Genomic DNA, 25601 nt, shown 5'->3' with positions numbered 1-25601 from the left:
GCCTTTTCGCTGTCGTTGAAGGGTCGATGATGCAACGGAGTTCGTATCGGCCATGTCAAATCCTAAAGATGTCGATGCCGCATTGGCGCTGTGGCGCTTCGGCCTCGGCGCGACGGAAGGCAGCATTTCCGCCATCAAGGAAGCGCCCCGGGATCTTCTGCGAGAAGAGATCGTGGAACGCGCAGTTCCAACACCGATCGGTGCGCAGCTGCGCTCCAGCGCCGATCTGCTGATTGCCCTGTTCGATTACCAGGCCCAGGTGAAAGCGGAACGCGACAGGCCACCTGCCGCTGCAGCGTCCGTCACCCAGGCAGGTGCGGCAGCCGCCACTGCCATGGCGGCTGGCTCCACCCAGCCGACCGACATGAACAGCGGCGCCGCAGGCAAAGGCGGTCTGGGCGGCAAAGGCGGCATGGGTGGAAAGGATGGCGCCAACGGTATGGACGGCGCCATGGGCAATGGCGGCATGATGCAGGGCGGTGCCCCGCAGCCGCAGCCGATGGACAAGAAGGCGGCAGAGACGCCGGTTTCCAAGCGCCCCTACTTTCCCCAGCAGATCCTGCTCGCGGAAGCGGATGCCCGGTTCAACGGCACTATCCGCCAGCCGCTGATCGGCTTTGGCGAGCGGCTTGCCATGTTCTGGGCCAACCATTTCTCCATCGCGACCTCCAAGAATGGCGAGGTGCATATTCTGGCCGGTGCCTTCGAGCGTGAAGCCATTCGCCCGCATATCTTCGGGCATTTCGAGGAGATGCTGCTGGCGGTGGAGACGCATCCAGCCATGCTGGTCTTCCTCGATAACCAGCAGTCCATCGGCCCCAATTCGCCTGCCAACAAGAACGGCAAGCGTGGTCTCAACGAAAACCTCGCCCGCGAGATCATGGAGTTGCATACGCTGGGCGTCGATGGCGGCTATAGCCAGGCCGATGTCACATCACTTGCCCGGATCATCACCGGCTGGGCTTTCTACCGGGACGAAAAGCGTCCCGGCCCGCTCGGCCAGTTCCAGTTCAACACCTATGCGCATGAACCCGGCGACCACACTGTGATGGGCGTGACCTATGCCGAAGGTGGCGTGGAACAGGGCCGCGATGCGCTTCGTGCGCTGGCCCGCCATCCGGCGACCGCCCGCCACATCGCCACCAAGCTGGTGCGCCACTTCGTCTCCGACCAGCCACAACCGGCCCTCGTGCAGAAGCTCGCCGCCGCCTATACCAAGACGCAAGGCGATCTTTCCGCCGTCTACAAGGCGCTTGTCGATGCAGAGGAAGCCTGGAACCCGACGCTGACCAAGATGCGCATGCCCCAGGAATATGTGGCGGCCATGCTGCGCACGACAGGCATCAAGCCGAAACCGGAGCAGATCCTCTCGGTGCTGAACGCGCTGGGGCAGCCCTTCTGGAACCCGGCAGGTCCCAACGGTTTCTCCGATGTTACGGATGCCTGGGCCTCCTCGGAGGCACTCGCCACCCGCATTGATGCGGCAAACATGTTTGCCCATCAGGTGCCGGGCCAGATCGACCCCCGTGCTTTTGCGGGCGACCGCTTCGGCCCCCTTCTGACCGCCGATACGCTGCAGGCGATCTCGCGTGCGGAAACGCGCCCGCAAGGCATTTCGCTCGCTTTCCTTTCCCCCGAATTCCAGAGGCGCTAACCATGCTCTGCGAAGATATCACCTCCCCCACCCGCCGCGCCGTGCTTGGCGTATCCGGAGCCCTGTTTGCCTGGGCCTTCATGCCGAAATTCGCGACAGCCGCCCAAGGGCGCGACGCGCGCTTCATCACCATCATCCTGCGCGGCGCGCTGGATGGCCTGACCGCCGTGCCGCCCGTCGGCGACCCCGGCTATGAGGGCCTGCGCCAGTCGATTGCGCTCAGGACCGATGGCGACAAGCCGGCGCTGCCGCTGGACGGCTTCTTTGCGCTGCATCCGTCCATGCCGAACTTCCAGCGGCTCTTTATGGCAAAGCAGGCCGCCGTCATTCATGCCAGCTCCACGCCCTATCGCGAACGTTCGCATTTCGATGGGCAGGATGTGCTGGAATCCGGCTTTGCGACGCCCGGCCATGTGGAATCCGGCTGGATGAACCGCATGCTGGAAGGCTTGGCCGCCGGCGAAAAGATCGCGCCGGGAAGTGCAGAAAAATCGCGTGGTCTGGCGGTTGGCGCAACCGCGCCGCTCGTCATGCGCGGCAAGGCACCCGTGCTCGGCTGGGCGCCTGCCGTGCTGCGTCCCGCCGATGGCGATCTCGCCCCGCGCCTGATGGATCTCTACAGCAAGACGGATCCGCTTTTGTCCAAGCTGCTGATCCAGGGGATCGAGACCGGCAAAATCGCCTCCGGCCTCGACATGAAATCCAAGGGTGGCCCCGGCGACCCGAACGGCATGGAGCAGATGGCACGCGGCGCGGCCCGCCTGCTGGCACAGCCGGATGGTCCGCGTGTCGCAGCTCTCGCCTTCGAAGGCTGGGATACCCACGCGCAGGAGATCGATCGCCTGGCCAAGCTGCTGACAGGGCTCGATAATTCCTTCGCGGCCTTCGAGCAGGAGCTGGGTCCGGCCTGGAAGGATACCGTCGTGCTGGTTGCCACTGAGTTTGGCCGAACTGCTCGCATCAATGGCACAGATGGCACCGACCACGGTACCGGCACAACCGCCTTTCTGGCCGGTGGTGCCGTGCGTGGCGGCCGCGTGGTCGCCGACTGGCCGGGGCTGAAGGACAACCAGCTGTTCGAAGGCCGCGATCTTGCAGCCACTACGGACTTGCGCTCCGTCGTCAAGGGGATCGCGGTTGATCTGCTCGGTGCTGACGCAGGCCATTTGGCTGGCGCGGTCTTCCCCGGTTCCGAAAAGGTGCAGCCCATGAAGGGCCTGATCGTCTAAGCGGGTGAAAACCTCACCCTGTCCACCGCCGGACAGATCAGGCTCTGCCGCCAGCCTTCCTGCATTTCAGGCTGGCGGCTCTCTTTTCCGAAACGTGATTTTTGCTTGCATTCGAACGCGCGCAGGCTCTTAAACGATTATCCCTTTCCTGCCGCGAGTGCCCCCAGACATGCCCATCGCCTATCGCAAATCCCGAATGTATCGCCGTTCGCGCGTCATGCGCGGTTCCTGGTCAGTGTGGAAGCCGCGCATCGTGTTCTGGATCGGCGCGATTGCCATTGGCGTGGTCAGCGTCGGCTTTGCCATGGCGGCCGATCACGCGCAGCGTCTGTTCAAGATGCTTTTGGCCGTTCATCCCGCCGCTTTCATACTACCGATCGCCATCACGCCGCTTGGCTTCGTGCTCTGTGCCTATCTCGCCATGCGGGTGTTTCCGAATGCGCAGGGCAGCGGCATCCCCCAGGCAATCGCCGCACGACATCTGCATGGTGACGGCCCGCGTTCGGCACTTCTGTCGTTGAAGCTGGCGGTGGGAAAGATCCTGTTGACGGTCATCGGCCTGTTCTGTGGCGCCTCCATCGGCCGCGAGGGGCCGACGGTGCAGGTGGGTGCCTCCATCATGCTGGCCTGCGCCCGCTTCGGCGGCATGGCGCAGGCACGCGGCCTTATCCTGGCTGGCTCGGCAGCCGGTATTGCGGCAGCCTTCAACACGCCGCTCGCCGGCATTGTCTTTGCGATCGAGGAAATGAGCCGCTCGTTCGAGAGCCGTGCAAACGGTCTGGTGCTGACGGCCGTCATTCTCTCCGGCCTCGCGGCATTGGGGCTTGTGGGCAGCTATACCTATTTCGGCGAAACCTCGGTGACGATTGCCACGGGGCGGGACTGGCTGCTGGTGCTGGCCTGCGGCGTCGGTGGTGGCGCATTGGGAGCAGCCTTCAGCACAGCAGCACTCTCCGTCAATCGCCGGGTGCGACGCTGGGCGCATGTCGCCCCGATGAAACGCATGCTGATGCTGGCGGGCGCCTGCGGTATTGCGGTCGCCCTGATCGGCATTCTCTCCGGCGGCCAGACTTTTGGGACCGGCTATGAACAGTCTCAAGCCATTCTGCGCGGAGAACTTCCCTCGCCTGTGTTCTTCCTGGAGAAGTTTGCCACGACTTTCCTGTCGATGACATCGGGAATCCCCGGCGGCATCTTTGCCCCGTCGCTGACGGTCGGCGTCAGCCTCGGCGGCACGATCGGCAGCCTGTTGGGAAGTAGTATTGCGCTCGGCGCGATCCTGGGCATGGCCGGCTATTTCGCAGGCGTGGTGCAGGCGCCCATGACGGCTTTCGTGATCATCATCGAAATGACGGGGGATCATCAGGCGGTCATCCCGATCATGGCATCCGCGATGCTGGGCTATATCGTCTCGCGGCTGATTTCGCCGGAGCCGCTCTATCACGGCCTGTCACGGCCCTTCCTCGCCCAGGTCATCCGCGCTCAACGCGCGGATGTGAGAGAGGCCAAGGAAGGCTCAGTTCATTAGGGAAAGGGCCTTGGAGCGTTCGATAATCGCTTTGGCAAGCGGACGGTAATCGCCATCGAAGTGATGCCCACCGGGGCGCGGCAGAACCTGGACGCCGGCGATGTTGGTGACACCGGTGCAGGCACTGTCATCGGCTTCCGCCGTACCATAGATGCACTGCACTTTGCGTGGCTCGATCTGCGCCATGTGTTCGGCCGGATCGCCATGCGTGCCCTGCCCCTGCGCGCCGAACCAGCCCATGACGGAAATCTGGAAATCCGCCTTGTGGGAGGGCGCGATCAGCGAGAGCATCTGCACCGAAGCGCGATCCTGCGGCGGCAGATTGTTGTAGGTAATCGGCAGAATGTTGGCGCCGAAGGAGTAGCCGACCAGAATGACGTGATCGACCTTCCACTTCTTCTTGTAGGTTTCGATGATATGGCTGAGATCGGCAGCGGTATGTTCGACGCTGCGCTCTTCCCAGAAATAGCGGAGCGCATCGACGCCCACGACCGGTACGCCATCTTCCTGCAGATAATTGGCAAGCTGCTTGTCGATATCGCGCCAGCCGCCATCGCCAGAATAGATCACGGCCATGGTGTTCAGCTTCGGCGTGGCTTCCAGCGCAACGATCGGCAGGTCGAGCGGCGAACCGGACTTGCGGATACGGTCGAGCGCGGCCTTGGTTTCATGGGCCAGACGATCGACGGCAGAACCATCCATCTGATCCTTCACCCATATATCGCTATGCTTGGCCTTGATGGCGGCAACGTTGTCGCGGCCTTCCTTGGATGCAGTCTCGCCAAGGCTGACGGTCACCGGATCAGGCAGAGCGCCATCGGTCAGGCCATAGATCGTGCCGCCGGTTGCGGCAGTCTTCGGGGCGGGCGTGCAGAGCACGGTTTCCAGCGGCACCACGGCATTCGGGTCCACCGCAACCGTCGCACCAATCGTGGCGGCCGGTGTCTGGGCGGCAATGGCAAGCGCCAACATCCCGCCATCTTCCATGCCTGCCACGATCGGCGTGCGGTAGGTGTTCATGCCGGCGGAGCGATGGATCTGCCGGTTCAGGTTTTCGATATCAGCCACCAGGTAGTGGCAATCCTTCTTCTTACTCGCAAGCTTCTCATACCAGTCCTGCAGATCGACGCCGACCACAACGGCATGACGCTTGAGCAACTGGTCCGCAACATCCTGCTCCTTCTCGGACCACCCGTCCTTCCCCGAGATAAGGACCACAACGCCATCTGGCCTGTTGGCGGGCATCAGCACACGATCGACCGGCAGAGTATCCGTATCGAATGGCGGGCGGGATGCGCTTGCCGCCAACAATACCATCAGGCAGGCGGTGATGACCCGGATCATGGACGCAGAACTCCTATAAGTCCCCCTAGGGAGACAGGCATTGATGGGTACGGCAGCGATTTCAAGAAGCGGAACAGACCTGCCAAAGCAGATGCGATCAATACCAGGGCTAGCGGACGCAGCCACAGATCCGTCACATCATCCCGCAGGAAGGCGATCAGCGTATTTCCGAAAAACAAGTAGACGGCGACAGAGAGCGTGACCAGAAGAGTTCCAGTATAGGCAAGAGCAACCGACGCCCCGCGCGGCATACGCTTGGCTTGTTGCTCCTCGCTCTGCGGAGAAGCTTCACGCAGCTCATCTGGCGCGAACCTCGTGGCGAGATCGCGTTCTGCACTCTGGTTGGTCACCCCAGCCCCCTTTGGCTTTTGGCCGCCTATATCACTTGCATGATTTCAGTCTTATGTCACACAAAAGTGAATCCGGGGGTAAGCGACAAGGTTTCGCAGAAGTGAACACTAAGTCTTTGAAGAACAAAGGCTCTACCTGTGGAGGTAGCGCGCGCCGCGATTCCGCCTCAAATAGAAACATTTCCTCACCCCCTGGCTGAAAGGCCAAAAAATCAGCATCTCCAAGCAGATTGTGAGTGAATTTTAAGCATCCACGGATGCTTATGATCAATGCTCATATTGCGATGGTGAAATGCGTGGTAATTCTTTTTTCCACACGATTTTGTTTACTGTGTGGCAAGAAAGACCTTCCAGCGGGTGGGTCTGAAGCGCAATTCAGCACCCAGCGTCACCGGAGCATCCAGGGGAACCTCGATTTCGACATGGTAAGCATGGCCGTGATTGGCAATGTCGATCTCGGCAATCCGCGTTCCCGCCAGACGGCGGCAGGCTGTAACCTTGCCGAACAGGGCATCCTGCTCATCTGTCAGCACGACATCCTGCGGGCGGAAGAAGAGCTTACCCTCCCCCTCGCCGGGTTCTGCAGCGCCAATTGGGTGACCCTGGAAGATGATCTGGCCCGAAGAGAGCGTGACGGGAAGTTCCGCGCTTTCCCCGATGAAGGAGAAGACGAAGGGCGAGCCCGGCCGGTCATAGACGTCATCGGCGGAGCCGACCTGCTCGATCCTGCCTTGGCTCATGACAACCACGCGGTCAGCCAATTCCAGCGCCTCTTCCTGGTCGTGCGTGACGAAAACTGTCGTGTGGCCCGTGCGATCGTGGAACTCCCGGAGCCAACGGCGCAGTTCCTTGCGAACCTTGGCATCCAGCGCACCGAAGGGTTCGTCCAGCAGAAGCACGCTCGGCTCGATCGCCATGGCACGCGCCAGCGCCACGCGCTGGCGCTGACCGCCCGACAGTTGCGTCGGGTAGCGCTTTTCGAGACCCGAAAGCTGCACCATGTCGAGAAGCTCGGATACGCGCCTGCGGATCTCCGCCTTGGGCGGGCGCGTCGCCGAGGGGCGCACCTTCAGGCCAAAGGCAATGTTCTCAGCCACCGTCATGTGGCGGAACAAGGCATAGTGCTGGAAAACGAAGCCGATATTGCGCTCCTGCACGCTTTTCAGCGAAGCATCCTGGTCGCCGAAGAAGATCTTCCCCTCGGTCGGCTGCTCCAGGCCGGCGATCAGGCGCAGAAGCGTGGTCTTGCCGGAACCGGAAGGGCCGAGCAGCGCGATCAGTTCACCGGAGGCAATGTCGAGCGACAGATCATGCAGGGCCGGAAAGCGGGCGAATTCCTTGCGGATGTTCTTGATCTTAACGTCCATAGTCTCAGCAATTCCTCAGTGTTTCCGTCCGGCCGCGATCTCATCGCCATAGCGCAGTTCCAGAATGGTCTTCAGCGCAAGCGTCACGAGGGCGAGCAGTGCAAGCAGGGTCGCGACCGCAAAGGCGGCGGCGAAGTTGTACTCGTTATAAAGAATCTCGATATGCAGCGGCATGGTCTCGGTGAGGCCGCGCACATGGCCCGACACGACGGAGACGGCACCGAACTCGCCCATGGCGCGCGCGTTACAGAGCAGCACGCCGTAGAGCAGGCCCCATTTCACATTCGGCAGCGTCACGTACCAAAAGGTCTGCCAGCCGCTGGCACCCAGCGAAAGGGCTGCCTCTTCATCGCCCGTGCCCTGCTCTTCCATCAGGGGGATCAATTCGCGGGCAATGAAGGGGAAGGTCACGAAGATGGTCGCCAACACCATGCCCGGCAGCGCGAAGATGATCTGGATGCCCTGCGATTTCAGGATCGGGCCAAGATAGCTCTGCGCGCCAAACAGCAGCACATAGACCAGACCGGAGATAACAGGTGAAATCGAGAAAGGCAGGTCGATCAGCGTGACCAGGAAGGTCTTGCCGCGGAATTCGAACTTGGCAACGGCCCAGGCCGCGGCCACGCCGAAGACAAGGTTCAGCGGCACGGCAATGGCTGCCACCGTCAGAGTCAGGCGGATGGCCGCGATGGCGTCGGGCTCCTGAAACGCTTCGAAGAAAGCATCCGACCCCTTGCGGAAGGCCTCGTAAAACACGGTCACCAGCGGCAGCACGACGACGATGCCCAGAAAGGCAACCGCAATCAGAGTCAGGATTACCCGCCAGAAGGCGGTTTCGCCGGCCGGATCGCGATAGCGGGAGGCGGTCTCAGACATTTGAATACCTCCTGCGGCTCCACATCTGCAGCATGTTGATCACCAGCAGCATCACGAACGAAATGATCAGCATGATGCAGGCGATCGAGGTGGCGCCTGCATAATTGAATTCTTCCAGACGGATCACGATCAGGAGCGGTGCGATTTCCGACACGTAGGGCACATTGCCCGCAATGAAGATCACCGAACCATATTCCCCGACGGCACGCGCGAAGGCGAGTGCGAAGCCGGTCAGGATCGCCGGCACCAGCGTCGGCAGTACGACCATGGACAGCGTCTGCAGGCGGTTGGCACCCAGCGTGGCGGCTGCCTCCTCCAGTTCGCGATCCAGTTCCGCCATGACCGGCTGCACCGTGCGCACCACGAAAGGCAGGCCAACGAAGATCAGCGCGATGACGATGCCAAGCGGCGTGAAGGCGATCTTGATGCCGAGCGGCGCAAAGATCTGCCCCACCCAGCCCTTCGGTGCATAAAGCGCCGCCAGCGAAATACCGGCAACGGCAGTCGGAAGCGCGAAAGGCAGATCGATGATGGCATCCAGGAGCCGGCGTCCCGGAAACTGGTAGCGCACCAGCACCCAGGCGACGACGACACCAAAGATGACGTTGATGGCCGCAGCAATCAGTGCTGCGCCAAAGCTGACCCTGAGCGCCAGAAGCGTGCGCTGGTCGAAGGCCAGCGCCCAGAACGGTCCCCAGCCGATACCGGTGGAACGCCAGACCAGCGCGGCGAGCGGCACCAGGATGATCAGCGTCAGATATAATAGTGTGTATCCCAGGGTCAGGCCGAAGCCTGGAAGGACGCTCGGCTGGCGCCAGTTTTTCATCAAACTACCTGTCGTCATAGAACCGGTTATCCCCATCATCGCCAGTCTTTACTCATGCGACAAGCCCCGGCTTGTCACCGGGGCTTGTCCAGAGTGCCTTGGGAGGCTGTTGGAGAGATTATTTGCCCGGCTTGTAGAGCTGGTCGAAGATGCCGCCATCATCGAAATGCTTGGCCTGTGCCGTCTTCCAGCCACCAAACAGCGGATCATCGATGGAGACGAGATCAACCTTGGGAAGGGTCGTCGTGCCAGCCTTTACCAGCTCCGGCTTGGAGGGGCGATAGAACCACTTGGCGGCCAGCGTCTGGCCTTCGGCGGAATAGAGGTAGTTCAGATAGGCTTCCGCCACTTTGCGGGTGCCCTTGGCATCGGCATTGCCGTCCACCAGCGACACCGGCGGCTCTGCGAGGATCGAAAGCTTCGGCACGACGATCTCGAAATCGCCATCGCCGAATTCCTGCTTGGCGAGATAGGCTTCGTTTTCCCAGGCGAGCAGTACGTCACCCAACTGGCGCTGTGCGAAGGTCACCGTCGAGCCGCGCGCACCGGTATCGAGCACCGGCGAGTGCTTGTAGATGTCGGCGATATAGGCCTTAATCTTCGCATCGTCATTATTATACTGCTTCGCAGCCCACAGCCACGCAGCAATGTAGTTCCAGCGGCCACCGGACGAGGTCTTCGGGTTCGGCGTGATGATCTGAACGCCATCCTTCACCAGATCACCCCAGTCCTTGATGCCCTTCGGATTGCCCTTGCGCACGAGGAAAACGACTGTGGATGTATAGGGCGCGGAAGCATTCGGCAGACGCTTGCGCCAGTCAGCCGGGATCTTCTTCGTCTTCGAGGCGATGGCGTCGATATCGCTTTCCACGCCCAAGGTTACGACATCGGCATCGAGGCCATCAATGACGGAGCGGGCCTGCGCGCCGGAACCGCCATGCGACTGCTGGATGGTGACCGTCTCGCCCGTCTTCGCCTTCCAGTCCTTGGCAAAGGCAGCGTTGAACTCCTTGTAGAACTCGCGGGTCGGGTCATAGGAAACGTTGAGAAGCTTGGTGTCGGCAAATGCCGGCGCCGCAGCACCTGCGATCAGCGAAACGCCAAGGGCCAAGACGCCCAGTCCTTGGATGAAATTGCGCATGAGAACCTCCAGTCGAATGCCCGTAATGTCTACTGGACGGGTCGAGTTGGTCAATGCGTGGCAGAAAGAAGGCAAAACTGTTTCCCCCCGCCATTGAACAGGGCAAAGAATGCCGTGGGTGATCTACCGATCACGGAAGATATATTCGCGAAAGCAAGCGGGAGTGCAAAGTCTATCCGGCCAGTCGGCCTGATTTGCCCTTTGCCGCAGAAGATTTTTTCGCAAAACGACGAGTTAGGCGCTCATCAGCTCGGTAGCCTTGGCATCCTCAACCCCACCGACAGCATCGGCGATGCTGGTTTTGAACAGCACGTCGCGGGTGGCTTCGGCCACGCGGGCAAAGACGTGGCGGATCTCGCACAGGTGCTCGCCGTCGCAATCCTCGCAGCGACGATAGGCGGTGATGGAGAGGCAAGGCAGGGGTGCGATCGGCCCGTCGATCAGGCGCAGAACCTCGCCGAAGGTGATTTCATCAGCGGGCTTCAGCAGCAGATAGCCGCCCTGCTTGCCGCGCCGGCTTTCCACAAAGCCGTTGCGCTTGAGGTCAAGAAGGATCTGTTCGAGGAATTTCTTCGGGATAGCCTGCTGCGTCGCGATTTCGGAAATCAACATCGGGCGGTCCGGGTCGGACTGCGCCAGCGCGGTCAGCGCTCTCAATGCGTATTTCGCTCTCTGCGAGATCATCAGGCTACCATCAAGCGTGCACGAACGGGATCGCCTTCCGGTGGCCGGAAACGACGGCATCAAGCGACGCGATCGAGGCTTCAGGAAGGATTTGAGCGCAGGCCAGGACAAGTCCTCCGCTCTGGAGGAGATGCTTTGCCAGCACATGTCCGCAACTACCGCAAAACCCGCAGGAACACAAATGGATCGCCCGGCAGAACAAGCCAAAATTCGCGCGCGTGCTTAATACGGGGAAGTTTTCTGAAAGCGGGCGAATTTGGAGAGATATTTGCTCTCAACCTCTCAAGCTTCAAACCCCTGTTTCTCGCGCACTCATAGCGCCTCTGCGATAACGGAGTAACGAAACGAGAGAGTATCATGACCACCCAGCAGCCCCCGAAGGACGTATCCTCGCTTGATGCCGAACTGGCATCGCTGGATCTGGCAGGCCGCCTTGCGCTTGCGGCGCAGATTGGTCGTGCCGTCTTCACAACCAGCCTCGGCATCGAGGACCAACTGATCACGGCGGCCATCGCCAACCATCGGCTGCCGATCGATGTTTCGACGCTGGAGACGGGACGGCTGTTTCCCGAGACTGCAGCGTTGATCGACGAGACGGAAGAACGTTTCGGCATCACCATTCAGCGGTTCCATCCGGAACAGGACGACATCGACAACTATGCCCGGCGCTACGGCCTGAACGGCTTCTACGACAGTGTTGAAGCCCGCCATGCCTGCTGTCATGTGCGCAAGCTGAAGCCGCTGGCGCGCGCTTTGGCTGGTGCCGAGGTGTGGATCACCGGCCTTCGCCGCGGCCAGTCCGGCAACCGCGCGACGACGCCGTTCGCGGAATTCGACGCTGAACGCAACCTCATCAAGATCAACCCTCTGGCGGATTGGGATATCGAAGCCATCCGGGCCGAAGTTGCCCGCGACGGCATTCCGGTTAACCCGCTGCATGCGCGTGGTTATCCGTCGATCGGCTGCGAGCCGTGTACCAGGGCCATCAAGCCCGGCGAACCCGAACGCGCCGGCCGATGGTGGTGGGAAAACGACGAGAAACGCGAGTGCGGCCTGCATGTACCGGAACCCGCCGCGTCTTCGACAATCCCCGCAGCCAATTGAGACCGAATTTGCCCCTCACCCTAACCCTCTCCCCGTTGAACGGGGAGAGGGGACGAGGACGGCGAGGCAGGTCCCTTCTCCCCGCTGGCGGGGAGAAGGTGGCGGCAGCCGGATGAAGGGCGCAGGAACAGACATGCCGCCGGATGCGGCCACAAGGACAGACAAGCCGATGCAATCCCATACCGAATTCGATCCCCAGTCCAAGGACAAGGCAGCCAAGCCACCGCTCGATCCGCATCTGAAGGCGTTGGAAAACGAAGCGATCCACATCTTCCGCGAAGTGGCGGCGGAGTTCGAGCGCCCGGTCATGCTCTATTCGATCGGCAAGGACTCCTCCGTCCTGCTGCATCTCGCCCGCAAGGCCTTCTATCCGGGAAAAATCCCCTTCCCGCTCCTGCATATCGACACCGGCTGGAAGTTTCCGGAAATGATCGCGTTTCGCGATGAGATGGCCGAGGCGTTCGGTCTCAATCTCGTCGTCCATACCAACCCGCGCGGCGCATCGGAGGGGATTTCGCCCTTCACCCACGGCTCTTCGTACCATACCGACGTCATGAAAACCGAGGCTCTGCGCCAGGCTCTGGATCTCGGCCAGTATGACGCCGCCTTCGGTGGCGCCCGTCGTGACGAGGAAGCATCCCGCGCCAAGGAACGCATCTATTCCTTCCGCACGCCGGACCATAAATGGGATCCGCGCAACCAGCGCCCGGAACTGTGGAACATCTATAACGGCATGGTTCGCCGCGGCGAAAGCGTGCGGGCCTTCCCGCTCTCCAACTGGACGGAAGTCGATATCTGGCGCTACATCCAGGCGGAAAACATTCCGCTTCCGCCACTCTACTTTGCCAAGCCGCGCAAGTTCGTGGAACGCGATGGCATGCTGATGTGGGCGGAGGATCCCCGCTTCGAAGCTCTTCCCGGCGAACAGGTGCAGGAAGGCATGTTGCGCTTCCGCACGCTCGGTTGCTGGCCGCTGACCGGTGGTATCCGCTCCACCGCATCGACCCTCGACGAGGTGATTGCCGAACTGGAAATCGCGACGGTTTCCGAACGCCAGGGCCGCGCGATCGATCGCGATCAGGCCGGCTCAATGGAAAAGAAGAAGCGCGAAGGATATTTCTGATGACCTCTTACAACGATCACAGCGGTAGCGGCGCTTCCGCCACCATCCTTCCGTTTGCAGAACCGCAGCGCGCCGCGCGTGATACGCGCCCGCTTCGTCTCATCACCTGCGGTTCCGTCGATGACGGAAAGTCGACGCTGATCGGCCGCCTGCTCTGGGACACCAAGGCAGTGAAGGAAGACCAGGCCGCCACGCTGAAACGCGACAGCGGTGCGCAGAACGATCTCGGCCTGCCGGATTTCGCCCTGCTGCTGGATGGCCTGCAGGCGGAGCGCGAACAGGGCATCACCATCGATGTGGCCTATCGCTACTTCTCCACCGATCGACGCTCCTTCATCGTCGCCGATACCCCCGGCCATGAACAATATACCCGCAACATGGCAACCGGCGCTTCCACTGCCGATCTCGCCGTGCTGCTCACCGATGCCCGCACCGGCATTCTGGAACAGACCCGCCGGCATGCTACGATCGCGGCGCTGATGGGCATCCGCCAGTTCGTGCTGGCGGTGAACAAGATCGATCTCGTCGGCTATGACAAGGCGATCTTCGAAAAGATCGCCCATGACTTCAAGGAGCTGGCGGCAACGCTTGGCGTGCGCCAGATCACGGCGATCCCGATGTCGGCCCTCAAGGGCGAGAACGTCGTGTTGAGCGGTCATTCCGCCATGCCTTGGTATGAGGGGCCGACGCTGATCGAGACCCTGGAGCTTGCAACGACGCGCTCCGCTCAGACGGGAGGCTTCCGCCTTCCCGTGCAGCGTGTCTCTCGCCCCGGTGAAAGCTTCCGCGGTTATCAGGGAACCGTGGCCGGCGGTGCAGTGCGCCCCGGCGATTCCGTCGTGGTGCTGCCCTCGGGCATGGTGGCCAATGTGAAGCAGATCGTCACCTTCGATCTCGTCCGCAATGCCGCCGTAGCCGGCGATGCCATCACGCTCGTGCTCGACCGGCAGGTGGATGTCTCACGCGGCGACATGATTGTTTCCATCGACGCGCAGCCGCTCACCGGCCATCATTTCGACGCGCAGATCGTGGCACTTCAGGCTGGCGGCATCGAGCCAGGCAAGCGCTACTGGCTGAAGAGCGGCAGCCGCCGCCAGCGTGTGAGCGTGGCACCGCTTTCGCAGCTGGAGCTTTCCAGCGGCAAGTGGAAGACGCATGAAGACACACTTGCCATGAACGCCATCGGCAAGGTGCTGCTCTCCTTTGATGAGACGGCGATCTTCGACATCTATGAACAGAACCGCTCGACCGGCGCATTCATCCTGATTGATCCGGATACGCTGAATACGGTGGCTGGCGGCATGATCACTGCTAAGCGTTCGCAGGCCGACGCTGCTCACCGGGACGGTCAGCGTGTGGTGCTGTCGTTGCCTGCCGATCTTGCCGATCAGTTGATGTCGACAGAGATCTTCGCCGCACGCCGCGACGAGGCGGACGTAAGGCGCGTCAGTGCGGCAAGAGCAGCCGACCTGATGAAAGATCTGGAAGCCTGACCTCTTACTGCTGTCCTATTGGACGCCGCAGCGTGCGGCGTTCAATCAGCTCATAGCCGAGATTGATCGTATTGGGTTCCGAGGGGCGCCCGTCGACGCCGCGCACCAGAGCATCCGCGGCACGGAAGCCCATCTCGAAGAGCGGTATGCGCACGGTCGTCAATGGTGGCTCGGTCACCGAGGCAAAATCAAGATCATTGTAGCCGCAGATGCCGAATTCATCCGGCACCTTTTTGTCCAGGCGCTGACACTCGAACAGAACGCCAAGCGCAAGATCATCGTTTTCACAGAAGACGGCATCGACATCCGGACAGATGCGCATTAGGCGGCGCAGCAGCCGACAGCCCATCTGGGTCGTAGGTGTCGCGTTTTCGTGGTGGATAAGGTTGGGGTCGTAAAGGCCAGCCTGCACCATGCTGCGGGAGTAGCCGTCGGTTCGCCGTCTTCCGCGTTCATCGAGCGAACCACCCACGAGGCCGATCCGCTTGTAACCGCAAGCAATCATATGCCTGACAGCCGCCGCTGCGGCATCCGAATGATCGACAGCGATGCCGACGCCGGGTGTCTGCAGGCCGACATCAACCACCTGCACGACCGGACAGCTTGCACGGCGAACAAGTTCATTGACCGCCTCCACCCCTTCTAGGCCCGCAAGAATGATTCCGGCCGTGTTTTGGGACATCAGGAGCTTGACCTGGCGTTGCTCTTCATCGCGACTGTTATGGGTATTGGCATACTGAATGCGGAAATGCGTGTCGCGCACCCGCTCCTCTATGCCCTGCATGAAGCTGATGAAGGCCCGGTTGGTGAGTGAGGGTACAAGAACGCCAAAAGTGCTGTTGTGCCGGCTGGCCAGCGCGCGGGCTGCCTGATCCGGCACGTACCCCATGTCATCGATCAGTTCGAGAATGCGCTGCCTGAGGCTGCTGGAAACCTTTTCCGGCTCCCGCAGGACGCGGGACACGGTGATGGCGCTCACACCCGCGCGGCTTGCAACGTCCACCAGTGTCGTCCGTTCGCTACGTCCTCTTTTCACACCCATATATTCCACTCCTGACGACATCGCGGATTGTGCGTAATGAGTTATGATTCGCTTTACAAACTCTTCTGAATAAAATTATTCACGGTAAAACGCGCCTGCGCAATATATACTTTAGAAAAGTCATACATTAAAAAAAATACACAAATCCATTCCAATTTTTATCAAAGAATATATTCCATAATAAAAGAGCAATGAGAAATAAATTTGATCAATACTTATTCATAACAAAGAGCGGCCGTCATCCACTCAATGTTTTCCAGTATCGACTTGAAGCGATTTTACAGACTCCCCTTGTCAGGCCGTTATTCTTGGCTCTCATCCCTCATATGCAACCATTATTAAATATTTTCATTACCAATACAACCATAAATCCACAAAGTGGAAACGTGACAAAAAAGCAAAATACGCAATTTTTTATCGTTGAACGAAAGGTTCTCAGCACCTGACGGCTGGCAAATCCGTGTCCGCAGCTTAATAGGGGCACACAAGACGGCACGCGGCGATTCTCGCGCGTGCTAATCTGCGTTGACCGAAAAGGGTGACAGGACATGATCAAACGCTTGTTTGCGCTCGCTGCCATGGCTGGCGTACTTTCCGCTTGTACGACGGCTGCTATTACGCCCGCGACCAGCCCCATTGAAATGCGCTGGAAAGGCAAGTCCGCAGGCGCCTTCTTTGCCCGCTACAGCCCGCCTTACAGCGACGTGACTTCGAGCTCGCAGACCGTCTATAACTGGCGCGGCGGCTTCAAGCGCATCAAGACACAGTCCGGCGGGTCTGCCAATGTCAGCTGCTCTGCACAGATCACGGTCGATACCGAATATCGCATCACCTCGATCCAGGTCGTCGGCGATCGCCCAGGCGCCAAGGGGCCGAGCTACTGCACGGAATTGCTGACGCAGGACTAACAGCACTTTGTCAGTGGATCTTGCGGCGCCTACGGGCGCCGCATTGCGTTGGAGAACAGGCAAGCCATTTACTTTTCCCGGCAATTGCGCTCCCCTGTCCAGCGTTCATCCTGTGAGGAACGGAATTGCGCATATTACTGGTGGAAGACGATCAGATCCTGGGTTCTTCGCTGAAAAAGGCATTCGAGAAGCATGCCTATGGCGTAGACTGGTTTAGAGAGGGTGAGGCAGGCCTTTCGGCCACACGTGACAACGATTATGCGCTCGCCATTCTGGATGTGAACCTTCCGAAAATGAGCGGCTTCGATATTGTACGCGCTATCCGACTGCGCGGTGACAAGCTGCCAATCCTGATGCTGACAGCCCTTGATAGCGTCAAAAGCCGCGTCGAGGGGCTGGACGAAGGGGCCGATGATTATCTGGTCAAGCCCTTCGATCTTGATGAGCTGTTCGCCCGCGTTCGCGCACTGGTGCGCCGCCGGGAAGGTCGCACGGAAACCACCCTCAAATGCGGCAGCGTGGAGCTTGACCCCGCCGCCATGGTTGTGCGCCAGAACGGCCAGCAATTGCACATGCCTTCGAAGGAGTTTCACCTGCTGCGGCTTCTGATGGAGCGCAGTGGCCGTTACGTGACCAAGAGCGATATCGAATATGCGCTCTACGACACCGAAGCGATGAAGGAGAGTAACACGATCGAGGTGGCAGTCTACAATCTGCGCAAGAAGCTCGGAACGGATTTCATCAAGTCGATCCGGGGTGTCGGCTACATGATCGAGCGGTAGACGGTCTTGACGCTCTCCCAACGACTTTTCCTGCGCATCCTGCCAACGCTGATCATCACGATCGGCCTCGTGGGCCTGTTTGCTTATCGAAGCGCCACGCGCGAAATCAACACGATCTACGACGCGCAACTGCTCAACGATGCCAATGTTCTCTGGGCGCTTCTCGAACGCCCGCTGACGCGATCCAGAACGGCGCACACCATCCAGGTGCCGGATCTCGATATGGATGACCAGCTGGCGCTCAACGAAGATGCAGCCGATTATGCAGAAGCGCATTCCTTCCGCGTGTGGAAAGGCAGCAAGCTCAAATTCGTCAGCAGCAATGCTTTTCCCGAATCGGTCCCGAAGTTTCATCCCGGCTTTTCGAACTTCACCTACGATGGTGACCTGTCGCGCGTTTATTCGCTGCCGATCCCTGACAACGACATCGTCATTGAGGTGGCGGAAGACATCGAGTTGCGCGAGGATCTGGTCGAGAACATCCTCCTCAACCTGTTCCTGCCGCTCGGCGTCCTCATCCCCGCAGTCGCAGGTCTGATCTGGGTCGTGATCAACAATGGGCTGAGCCACATCGGCGATCTCGTTCGCCAGATACGCTCGCGCAGCCCCGATGACCTGACGCCGCTGCCGAAGGAAGACCTGCCGCGCGATCTGGTGCCGCTTGCAGCCTCGCTCAACCAGTTTCTCGAAAAGCTGAAGATGTCGTTGACGTTGGAGCGCCGCTTTTCCGATCTCGCCGCGCATCAGTTGCGCACGCCGCAGGCCGGCATCAAGCTCTTGCTGCAAATGCTGGATAAGGCCGATACGGAAGACGAGCGCCGTGCCTTGATGCGCGATCTGGTAGCGAGCAACGACCGCGCCATGCATCTCATCGAACAGATGCTCAACCTGGCGCGTGTCAGCCATCAGGCCTTGCGTCTGGAAGAAATCAACCTGCACAATATCGCGGCCTCCTGCGTTGCCGATTTCGGCATGCTGCTGACGAGCCGCAATTTTCAGGTGGAACTGGTGGGCGACGAAGACGCCACAGTGGAAAGCGACGGCATGCTTTTGCGCATGCTGCTGGACAATATCGTCGACAATGCCATCAAATATTCGCCGGATGGCAGTCGGCTCCAGCTCAGTATCGAGGACCATGGCGGGGGCCATTTCAGGCTCTCCGTCTGCGATGCCGGGCCCGGGATCGCCCCGGAACACCGGGCCGCCGTGTTCCAGCAATTTCACCGACTGGATATGGACCGTCAGGGCACCGGCCTTGGACTTGCGATCGTCGCGGGCATTGCCGAACGCCTTTCGATCCAGATCAGCTTGGGAAGCTCGCCCTGGGGGAACGGCCTTCGCGTAGACTTGGATATTCCGCCCACCCCCGCGGAAGTCGTATCATCTTAGGACGAACGGGCGGTCCACAAGAAAATTCGGCAATTCAGTTTGGCTTCAGTTTCACCTAATCCTCCCATCAGGACACAGGCATAAACCCCTCGTTAACGTAATGAGGGGTCTTCTTGATGAAAGCGTTCTGTGATTTTGACGGCACCATCTCCAAGGAAGATGTGACCGATCTGGTTCTGGACCGCTTTGCTCTGCCGGAATGGCACGATGTCGAAGCACGCTGGGAGCGCGGCGAGATCAATTCCCGCCAGTGCATGAAGGCGCAGGTGAAGCTTCTGCGCGCCGACATTGAAGAGCTGGACGCCTTTCTCGATACCATCGAGATCGACCAGGGATTCCTCGCATTCAAGAAATTCTGCGACGAGAAGCAGATCGGCATCACCATCGTCAGCGATGGCGTCGACTATTTCATCCGCCGCATTCTGGCCAATCACGGCATCACCGGCGTTGAAATCATTGCAAACCGCATGATGCGCACGGTGGAAGGCGGCGAAGCCCGTTTCGATCTCGCCTTCCCCTATGCCAGCGAAGGCTGCACGCCCGCATCGGGCGTCTGCAAGTGCCGCGTACTCGGCGCCTATAGCGGCGAGCACATCTATGTCGGCGACAGCCGCAGCGACTTCTGCGTGTCGCATGAAGCACAACTCGTCTTCGCCAAGGCGACGCTCATCACCTATTGCGAAGAAAATCGCATCCCGTTCGTGGCCTATACCGGATTTAACGAGGTCCTTTCGACCGTCCGGATGCTGACCCGGAATGAACCGCGGCCCGTGGAAGCGCGCGCGGTTACAAAAACTGCCTGAGAAAGAGGAAACACATGCCTGCAACGCTGAAGCTTGCCGAAGCCCCCGCTGTCGCGAGCGAGGATGAACTTCGCGCTCTGGAGCAGACCTATTGCTCCCATGGCGATACCGTTCACTACACCGACCACCCGAAGTTCTTCGAAACCTGCGAAGGCTCCTATGTCTATGACAGCACGGGCACGCCCTTCCTCGATCTTCAGATGTGGTATTCGGCCGTCAATTTCGGTTACCGCAACGAGCGCCTGAACAACGCCGCTCATCGCCAGCTGGACCGCCTGCCGCAGGTCGCCTCCCAGTACCTGCACCGCGAAAAGGTCGAGCTTGCAGCGCTCATCGCTCGCGATGCGGAAGCCAAGTTCGGCTACAAGGGCCGCGTTCACTTCAACGTCGGCGGCTCGCAGGCCATCGAAGACTCGCTGAAGCTGGTGCGCAACTATACCGGCGGCAAGAGCCTGATGTTCGCCTTCGAAGGCGGCTATCACGGACGCACGCTGGGTGCGACCTCCATCACGTCCAGCTACCGTTACCGTCGCCGCTACGGCCATTTCGGCGAGCGCGCGCAGTTCATCGAATTCCCCTACCACTTCCGCGGCCCGAAGGGCATGTCGAAGGAAGAATACGGCGAATACTGCGTGCAGAAGTTCGCCCGCCTGTTCGAGAGCGAATATAACGGCGTCTGGGATCCGAAGGCCGGCAAGTCTGAATATGCCGCTTTCTACATCGAGCCGATTCAGGGCACGGGCGGCTACGTCATTCCGCCGATGAACTTCTTCACCGGCCTCAAGAAGATCCTCGACGATCACGGCATCCTGCTCGTCGTCGATGAAATCCAGATGGGCGTCTACCGGACCGGCAAGCTGTGGTCGGTCGAGCATTTCGGCATCTCGCCTGACGTGCTGGTGTTCGGCAAGGCAATCACCAATGGTCTGAACCCGCTGTCCGGCATCTGGGCCCGCGAGGAAATGATCAACCCGACGATCTTCCCGCCCGGCTCCACGCACTCCACCTTTGCGTCCAACCCGATGGGTACCGCCGTCGCACTCGAGACCCTGAAGATGGTCAGCGAGAACGATTTTGGCGCCACCGTCATGGAAAAGGGCGCACGCTTCCTGGACGGCCTGAAAGAGCTGCAGAAGCGTCACCCGATCGTCGGCGACGTCGATGGCCTCGGTCTCGCGCTGCGCATGGAAATCTGCAAGGAAGACGGCTTCACGCCGGACAAGGCCACGCTCGACTGGATGTCTGACGAAGGCATGAAGGGCGACATGCTGGTCGACGGCAAGAAGCACGGCCTCGTGCTCGATGTCGGCGGCTACCACAAAAACGTCATCACGCTGGCGCCGAACCTGATGATTTCCCATTCGGAAATCGATCTGGCTCTCAACCTGCTCGACCAGCTGCTGACGCGCGCCGAGCGGAGATAAGCCGTTGCAACTCCTTCTTCTTCATCTCGATGATGCGTTGGAGTTGCAATCCGAATTCGTGCGCTCCTGCATGATGGCGGGTGCGCACGAACTGCATGAAAAGGAAAGCGGCCGCGCTGTTCGCCTCTGGGGCAAGCAGGCGGCGCTGGACGATCTGTACCGCAGCCTCAGCCGCTCCCGCAGCCTGTCGCGCGGGAAACGGCGCCTGACCTTCATGGGGTCGGGTGATTTTCATCATATTTCGGCGCTGCTTCTCTCGATTGCCCTGGAAGACCAGACGGGTCCGGTGACTGTCGTTCACATCGACAACCATCCCGACTGGGTGCATTTCTCCGATGGCATGCATTGCGGCTCCTGGGTCAACCGGGCGCTGGCGCATCCGCAGGTCGCACGTGTCGTGACACTCGGCGTGTGCAGCGACGATCTGACGTCGCCGGAACGCAAGGGCGCCAATCTCGATCTGCTGCGCGGCGAGCGCCTGCAGCTCTTCCCTTACGCCCATGCACCAAGCCGGGTGAAGGCACAGTATGGTACCGGCGCAAGCTATGAGCAGAAGGCGAACGCCCTGCACTGGCGCTGCATTTCCGAAATGGGCGAGCAGAACTTCATCGAGCGGCTGCTGGACAGCATCGAGACGGAATCCGTCTATATCACCGTGGACAAGGATGCACTGGCCCGCTGCGACGCGCTGACCAACTGGGATCAGGGCATGATGCAGATGCCCTATGTGCTGGATCTCATCACACAGATCGGATCACGCCACCGCATCATTGGCGCGGACGTGACGGGTGATTATTCGCGCCCCAACTATGGTGGCAATCTTCTGACGCGGGCCTTGAAGCACGGCGAGATCCTGCTCGATCAGCCGCTTTCCGCCCCGGACAGGGACGAGACCCGCAACATCAACAGCGCAGCCAATCATGCGTTGTTGGAAGTTCTGGCGGAGCAGATGCAATGAGCGACGCTCTGAGCCTCTCCATGCTGGGGCTGATCGCCTTTTGTGTGCTGACTGAAACCGGTCGCGAAGTGTGCTTCAAGCATGCGGCCACGACCCATAGCGGTATCCGCTCCGTGCTGAACCCGATTGCCGGGCTTGGCATGGTGTTCTGGTTCGTGGAACTCGTCGCCTGGAGCCGTGTGCTGCAGACGGCGCCCCTTTCCATTGCCTTTCCCATCATGGCGCTGAGCTATGTCGCGATTGCGGTCGCGGGCGCCGCCTTCTTTAACGAAACCATCAACCTTCGCCACGCTCTCGGCATCTTTCTCGTGACTGCCGGCGTGGTCTGCGTGGGAGTGACTGGATTATGAAAATCCTCGCTTATACGAAATGGGACATTGTGCCCGTTCTGGCAGCGGTGGCGCATTTCGCCTTCAACATCTACCTGATCGTCGGCTTCGAAAGCCGTCCGCTGTGGCTGTCGGCTGCGCTCGGCGCGATCTATGCGATTTCCATCTCCTGGAACATCAACAGCATTTCGCACAACTTCATCCACACGCCCTATTTCACCAAACGCTGGATGAACTACGGCTTCAGCCTTCTGGAATCTTTGGCGATCGGCTTCTCCCAGACCTATTACCACTGGGTGCATATGCGCCATCACTCCGGCAATAGCGACCGCCCGGATGCAGACGGCAACACGATCGACCCCTTGTCGATCTATAAGCATGGCAAGAACGGCCAGCCGGAAAACGTGTTCTCCTACACGTTCCTGAGCTTCTTCCGGGACGATATCGGCGACATCCACCGCGCGATTGCCAAGCGCCGCCCGTTCGATGCGAACTGGGGCCGTATGGAACTGTTCATCTTCATCGCGGTGGTCGCAATTGCCTTGCTCTATGACTGGAAGGCCGTGCTGTTCTTCGTGCCCTTCTATTACATCGGCAACTGCCTCTCTTCGCTGAACGGCTATTACGAGCACCTGCATGGCGACCCGGATGAGCCGATCGCCTGGGGTGTCAGCAGCTACAAGCGCTTCTACAACTGGCTGTGGTTCCAGAACGGCTACCATGCGGAGCATCACTACCGCCCGAAGACACACTGGACGGAGTTGCAGGCCCTGCATGAGCGCATCAAGGACGAGCAGCAGGCCGCCGGCACGCATGTGATCAGCACCTGCCATGCGCTTGGCTTCATGGCACCGGAAAACTGGCGGGACGTGAACCCCCATGAAGCTTGATCGCCTCGCCTTCCATGAGGAGGGCAAGAACGGACGCGGCGTGCTCTTGATCCACGGACTGACCGGGGCACCCGCAGAAATGCGCCTGGTGGCACGTCAGTTCGTGAAACGCGGTTACAGCGTCTATGCGCCGCTCCTTGCCGGTCACGGCAAGGATGCGGCAACGCTGCGTCGTACGCGCTGGCAGGATTGGCTGGACAGCGTGGAACAGGCTGCGGAGGAATTTCGCGCCCATGTGGATACCGTCTTCACCGCAGGCATCTGCGCCGGCGGCAAGCTGGGGCTGATGGCATCCGACCGCCAGCCTTACCTCATCCAGGCCTCGGCGCTTTATTCACCCTGCTTCCATTATGACGGCTGGAGCATGCCCCGCCATTACGTGATGATGTCGCGCGGCATCCGCTTCCTCTCCAAGATCCCTTTCCTTGACCGGCTGAACTTCAAGGAAACCGCTGCGATGGGCATCAAGGACGAGCGTATCCGTGCCATGGTCGCCAAGATGAGCAATGAGGGCGTGCTGGAAACCTTTCCCGGCCGCGGCCTTGTCGAGATGGAGCGCATGGGCCACGCGCTGAAACAGCGCCTGCCGCAGGTGACGACGCCGACCCTCATCGTCCACTCCGAGGAAGATGACGTCAGCAGCCCGCGCCATGCCCGCTATATTGCTGAGCATTTGGGCGGAGCGAAACAGTTGCACTGGCTCAAAGACAGCTACCACATGATTCATGTAGACCGTCAGCATCGGCATGTTGCCGATCTGACCGCAGATTTCTTCGAGAAGCACGATGCCCGGAACAGCGCTTGAACACGCCTATACCCAGCAGGACATTCGCCTGAATGCCGCGCTGGAGGGCGAAGTTTTTTCCTCGATCACCGCGATCGGACGCGCCGCATGGGATGCCTGCTTTCCCGGCGAGCCGGAAGCCTACGACTATCTGCTGACCGTGGAGAAGGCCGGCATTGCCGGCTTCGAATGGGCCTATGTGGTGGCGCGCGCCGATGGCGACGTGGTGGCAGCCATGCCCGCCTTCCTGTCGCAATACGCGCTGGAGACGACGCTCGATCCCGGCGGCCTGCGCGATGCGATTGCCAAGATGCGCCGCTACTGGTCGAAATTCCTGACCTTTCCGCTCGCCTGCCTCGGTTCGCCCTGCACGGAAACCGGAAGCCTCGGCTTCCGCACCGATGTACCGGATGCGATGCGCCCTCTCCTGCTGGAAACGCTGCTGACGGCCTTCGAAACTTTTGCCAAGTCCCGCAAATGCGTTCTGAACGCGCTGAAGGATATTCCGCAGCCTTTGGCGCCGGCGCTGGCAGAGGTGGTCGCCGCCCATCGCTATGCAGAGCTCGGCGGCATGCCGACCGCCTGGATGGACATCGACTTTGCCTCGATGGATGAATATTTCGCCCGTCTCTCCTCCGGCACCCGCAAGGACATGCGCCGCAAGCTGAAGGTGCGCGACAAGGTGCGCGTGGAATACCGCAGCGATTTCGGCGATCTCTTGCCGCGCATCATCGAACTTTACCTCGATACACGCACGCGCAGCGAATGGCAGTTCGAGGAACTGACACCGGCCTATTTCGACGGCATTCTGAAAAACATGCCGGGCCGTTCTTTCTGCACCATGTATTTCGTGGGCGATGATCTGCTGGCTGCCAACCTGATGGTTCACAATGGTGAAACACTGGTCGACAAGTTCTTCTGCATGGATGCGGAAAAGGGACGCCCCTACAATCTCTACTATCTGAGCTGGTTCACCAATATCGAATACTGCCTGGCACATGGGCTGACCCGCTATCAAAGCGGTCAGGCCTATTACAAGAACAAGGTCCGCCTCGGCAGCAGCCTCACCCCGAATGCCATGTATTTCCGCCATACCAATCGCTTCATGCAGAAGCTGTTGCAGATGGTGGCCCCCTATCTGGCCGCCGATGATACGGACGGGCTGGCGGAATGAGGGCGCTGCATCTCACCTGGACGGCGATACCGGTTCTCAACGTGCTGCAGCAGGTGTTTCTGAAATACAGCGCGGATGACGTACCGCCGCTGGATGCCTGGGGCTTTATCCTCCAGACGCTGACCTCCCCCTGGTTCATGGCGGCGATCATTGCCGAGACCGTCTGCTTTTTCGTGTGGATGACGGTGCTGTCGGAACTCGATCTCGCCAAAGCCTTTCCGCTTTCCGCGGTCAGCTACCTCCTGATCATGGGCGTCGCCTGGGTGTTCTTCGGCGAGCAGATGACGCTGCTGCAGATCATCGGCAGCGGGTTGATCCTGTCCGGGATTTTCTGCATTGCGACGGCAAGCCCGAAGGAAGCGGCTGCGGCGAATAGCGAATAGCGAATAGCGAATATGT

At 60.2% G+C, this 25601-nt stretch carries 25 protein-coding genes; 17 read left to right on the top strand and 8 right to left on the bottom strand.

Features of this window, described 5'->3' with window-relative positions; all coding sequences use genetic code 11:
• Positions 1-52: 52 nt before the first annotated feature.
• The 3 genes from Q2T52_RS04660 (at position 53) to Q2T52_RS04650 (ending at position 4411) form a co-directional block, all read left to right on the top strand.
• Positions 53-1654, top strand: a complete 1602-nt coding sequence (locus Q2T52_RS04660; protein ID WP_302075492.1) for a DUF1800 domain-containing protein — start codon at positions 53-55, stop codon at positions 1652-1654.
• 2 nt (positions 1655-1656) lie between these two features.
• Positions 1657-2883 carry a DUF1501 domain-containing protein gene (locus Q2T52_RS04655; RefSeq protein WP_302075491.1) on the top strand — a complete coding sequence of 409 codons (1227 nt, stop codon included), beginning with the start codon at positions 1657-1659 and terminating at the stop codon, positions 2881-2883.
• Between the two features lie 169 nt (positions 2884-3052).
• The gene (locus tag Q2T52_RS04650; RefSeq protein WP_302075490.1) at positions 3053-4411 is read left to right on the top strand and encodes a chloride channel protein; all 1359 of its coding nucleotides are present in this window, start codon (positions 3053-3055) and stop codon (positions 4409-4411) included.
• Here Q2T52_RS04650 and Q2T52_RS04645 read toward each other — a convergent pair.
• The 7 genes from Q2T52_RS04645 to Q2T52_RS04615 form a co-directional block, all read right to left on the bottom strand.
• Positions 4400-5755: a virulence factor family protein gene (locus Q2T52_RS04645; protein WP_302075489.1), complete on the bottom strand. Its 1356-nt coding sequence runs from the start codon at positions 5753-5755 to the stop codon at positions 4400-4402. The genes Q2T52_RS04650 and Q2T52_RS04645 overlap by 12 nt on opposite strands.
• On the bottom strand, positions 5752-6105 hold the full coding sequence (locus tag Q2T52_RS04640) for a hypothetical protein (RefSeq protein ID WP_302075488.1): 354 nt from the start codon (positions 6103-6105) through the stop codon (positions 5752-5754). Before Q2T52_RS04640 ends, Q2T52_RS04645 begins: the two co-directional genes overlap by 4 nt.
• 326 nt (positions 6106-6431) lie before the next feature.
• Positions 6432-7472: a sulfate/molybdate ABC transporter ATP-binding protein gene (locus Q2T52_RS04635; RefSeq protein WP_302075487.1), complete on the bottom strand. Its 1041-nt coding sequence runs from the start codon at positions 7470-7472 to the stop codon at positions 6432-6434.
• 15 nt (positions 7473-7487) lie between these two features.
• The gene (gene cysW, locus Q2T52_RS04630) at positions 7488-8348 is read right to left on the bottom strand and encodes a sulfate ABC transporter permease subunit CysW (RefSeq protein ID WP_302075486.1); all 861 of its coding nucleotides are present in this window, start codon (positions 8346-8348) and stop codon (positions 7488-7490) included.
• Positions 8341-9192 carry a sulfate ABC transporter permease subunit CysT gene (gene cysT / locus Q2T52_RS04625; protein WP_302075485.1) on the bottom strand — a complete coding sequence of 284 codons (852 nt, stop codon included), beginning with the start codon at positions 9190-9192 and terminating at the stop codon, positions 8341-8343. Before cysT ends, cysW begins: the two co-directional genes overlap by 8 nt.
• Positions 9193-9292: 100 nt before the next feature.
• Complete coding sequence (locus Q2T52_RS04620; RefSeq protein WP_302075484.1) at positions 9293-10315, bottom strand: sulfate ABC transporter substrate-binding protein; 1023 nt, start codon at positions 10313-10315, stop codon at positions 9293-9295.
• 234 nt (positions 10316-10549) lie between these two features.
• Entirely contained in the window at positions 10550-10999 is a 450-nt protein-coding gene (locus tag Q2T52_RS04615) for an RrF2 family transcriptional regulator (RefSeq protein ID WP_302075483.1), read from the bottom strand.
• Positions 11000-11356: 357 nt separating this feature from the next.
• Between Q2T52_RS04615 and Q2T52_RS04610 the strand changes: the two genes are divergently transcribed.
• The 3 genes from Q2T52_RS04610 to cysN all read left to right on the top strand — a co-directional run bounded on the left by Q2T52_RS04610 (position 11357) and on the right by cysN (position 14719).
• Positions 11357-12103 (top strand): phosphoadenylyl-sulfate reductase, encoded by a 747-nt coding sequence (locus tag Q2T52_RS04610; RefSeq protein WP_302075482.1) that lies wholly within the window; start codon positions 11357-11359, stop codon positions 12101-12103.
• A gap of 169 nt (positions 12104-12272) precedes the next feature.
• On the top strand, positions 12273-13226 hold the full coding sequence (cysD, locus tag Q2T52_RS04605; protein ID WP_302075481.1) for a sulfate adenylyltransferase subunit CysD: 954 nt from the start codon (positions 12273-12275) through the stop codon (positions 13224-13226).
• The gene (gene cysN / locus Q2T52_RS04600; protein WP_302075480.1) at positions 13226-14719 is read left to right on the top strand and encodes a sulfate adenylyltransferase subunit CysN; all 1494 of its coding nucleotides are present in this window, start codon (positions 13226-13228) and stop codon (positions 14717-14719) included. The genes cysD and cysN overlap by 1 nt, the downstream gene beginning before the upstream one ends.
• Positions 14720-14723: 4 nt before the next feature.
• Here cysN and Q2T52_RS04595 read toward each other — a convergent pair whose 3' ends face one another.
• Positions 14724-15761 carry a LacI family DNA-binding transcriptional regulator gene (locus Q2T52_RS04595; RefSeq protein WP_302075479.1) on the bottom strand — a complete coding sequence of 346 codons (1038 nt, stop codon included), beginning with the start codon at positions 15759-15761 and terminating at the stop codon, positions 14724-14726.
• Between the two features lie 548 nt (positions 15762-16309).
• Between Q2T52_RS04595 and Q2T52_RS04590 the strand changes: the two genes are divergently transcribed.
• The 11 genes from Q2T52_RS04590 to Q2T52_RS04540 all read left to right on the top strand — a co-directional run bounded on the left by Q2T52_RS04590 (position 16310) and on the right by Q2T52_RS04540 (position 25585).
• Positions 16310-16669 (top strand): hypothetical protein, encoded by a 360-nt coding sequence (locus tag Q2T52_RS04590; protein ID WP_302075478.1) that lies wholly within the window; start codon positions 16310-16312, stop codon positions 16667-16669.
• A 125-nt stretch (positions 16670-16794) separates the two neighbouring features.
• Positions 16795-17451 (top strand): response regulator transcription factor, encoded by a 657-nt coding sequence (locus Q2T52_RS04585; protein ID WP_302075477.1) that lies wholly within the window; start codon positions 16795-16797, stop codon positions 17449-17451.
• Positions 17452-17457: 6 nt separating this feature from the next.
• Positions 17458-18840 carry a sensor histidine kinase gene (locus tag Q2T52_RS04580; RefSeq protein WP_302075476.1) on the top strand — a complete coding sequence of 461 codons (1383 nt, stop codon included), beginning with the start codon at positions 17458-17460 and terminating at the stop codon, positions 18838-18840.
• A gap of 116 nt (positions 18841-18956) precedes the next feature.
• On the top strand, positions 18957-19643 hold the full coding sequence (locus Q2T52_RS04575) for an MtnX-like HAD-IB family phosphatase (RefSeq protein WP_302075475.1): 687 nt from the start codon (positions 18957-18959) through the stop codon (positions 19641-19643).
• A 14-nt stretch (positions 19644-19657) separates the two neighbouring features.
• Positions 19658-21067: an aspartate aminotransferase family protein gene (locus tag Q2T52_RS04570; RefSeq protein WP_302075474.1), complete on the top strand. Its 1410-nt coding sequence runs from the start codon at positions 19658-19660 to the stop codon at positions 21065-21067.
• Positions 21068-21071: 4 nt separating this feature from the next.
• Positions 21072-22025: an arginase family protein gene (locus Q2T52_RS04565; protein WP_302075473.1), complete on the top strand. Its 954-nt coding sequence runs from the start codon at positions 21072-21074 to the stop codon at positions 22023-22025.
• The gene (locus tag Q2T52_RS04560) at positions 22022-22375 is read left to right on the top strand and encodes an EamA family transporter (RefSeq protein WP_302075472.1); all 354 of its coding nucleotides are present in this window, start codon (positions 22022-22024) and stop codon (positions 22373-22375) included. Before Q2T52_RS04565 ends, Q2T52_RS04560 begins: the two co-directional genes overlap by 4 nt.
• Complete coding sequence (locus Q2T52_RS04555; RefSeq protein ID WP_302075471.1) at positions 22372-23244, top strand: fatty acid desaturase family protein; 873 nt, start codon at positions 22372-22374, stop codon at positions 23242-23244. The genes Q2T52_RS04560 and Q2T52_RS04555 overlap by 4 nt, the downstream gene beginning before the upstream one ends.
• Positions 23234-24049, top strand: a complete 816-nt coding sequence (locus tag Q2T52_RS04550) for an alpha/beta hydrolase (RefSeq protein ID WP_302075470.1) — start codon at positions 23234-23236, stop codon at positions 24047-24049. Before Q2T52_RS04555 ends, Q2T52_RS04550 begins: the two co-directional genes overlap by 11 nt.
• On the top strand, positions 24030-25202 hold the full coding sequence (locus Q2T52_RS04545; RefSeq protein WP_302075469.1) for a peptidogalycan biosysnthesis protein: 1173 nt from the start codon (positions 24030-24032) through the stop codon (positions 25200-25202). Before Q2T52_RS04550 ends, Q2T52_RS04545 begins: the two co-directional genes overlap by 20 nt.
• Entirely contained in the window at positions 25199-25585 is a 387-nt protein-coding gene (locus Q2T52_RS04540; RefSeq protein WP_302075468.1) for an EamA family transporter, read from the top strand. Before Q2T52_RS04545 ends, Q2T52_RS04540 begins: the two co-directional genes overlap by 4 nt.
• Positions 25586-25601: the final 16 nt, after the last annotated feature.

The organism is Rhizobium oryzicola (assembly GCF_030504645.1).
In the GTDB taxonomy this organism is placed as follows: Bacteria; Pseudomonadota; Alphaproteobacteria; order Rhizobiales; family Rhizobiaceae; genus Neorhizobium; species Neorhizobium oryzicola.
The sequence above is the reverse complement of the archived record's forward strand: the minus strand, read 5'-3'. Positions and strand labels throughout refer to the sequence as shown.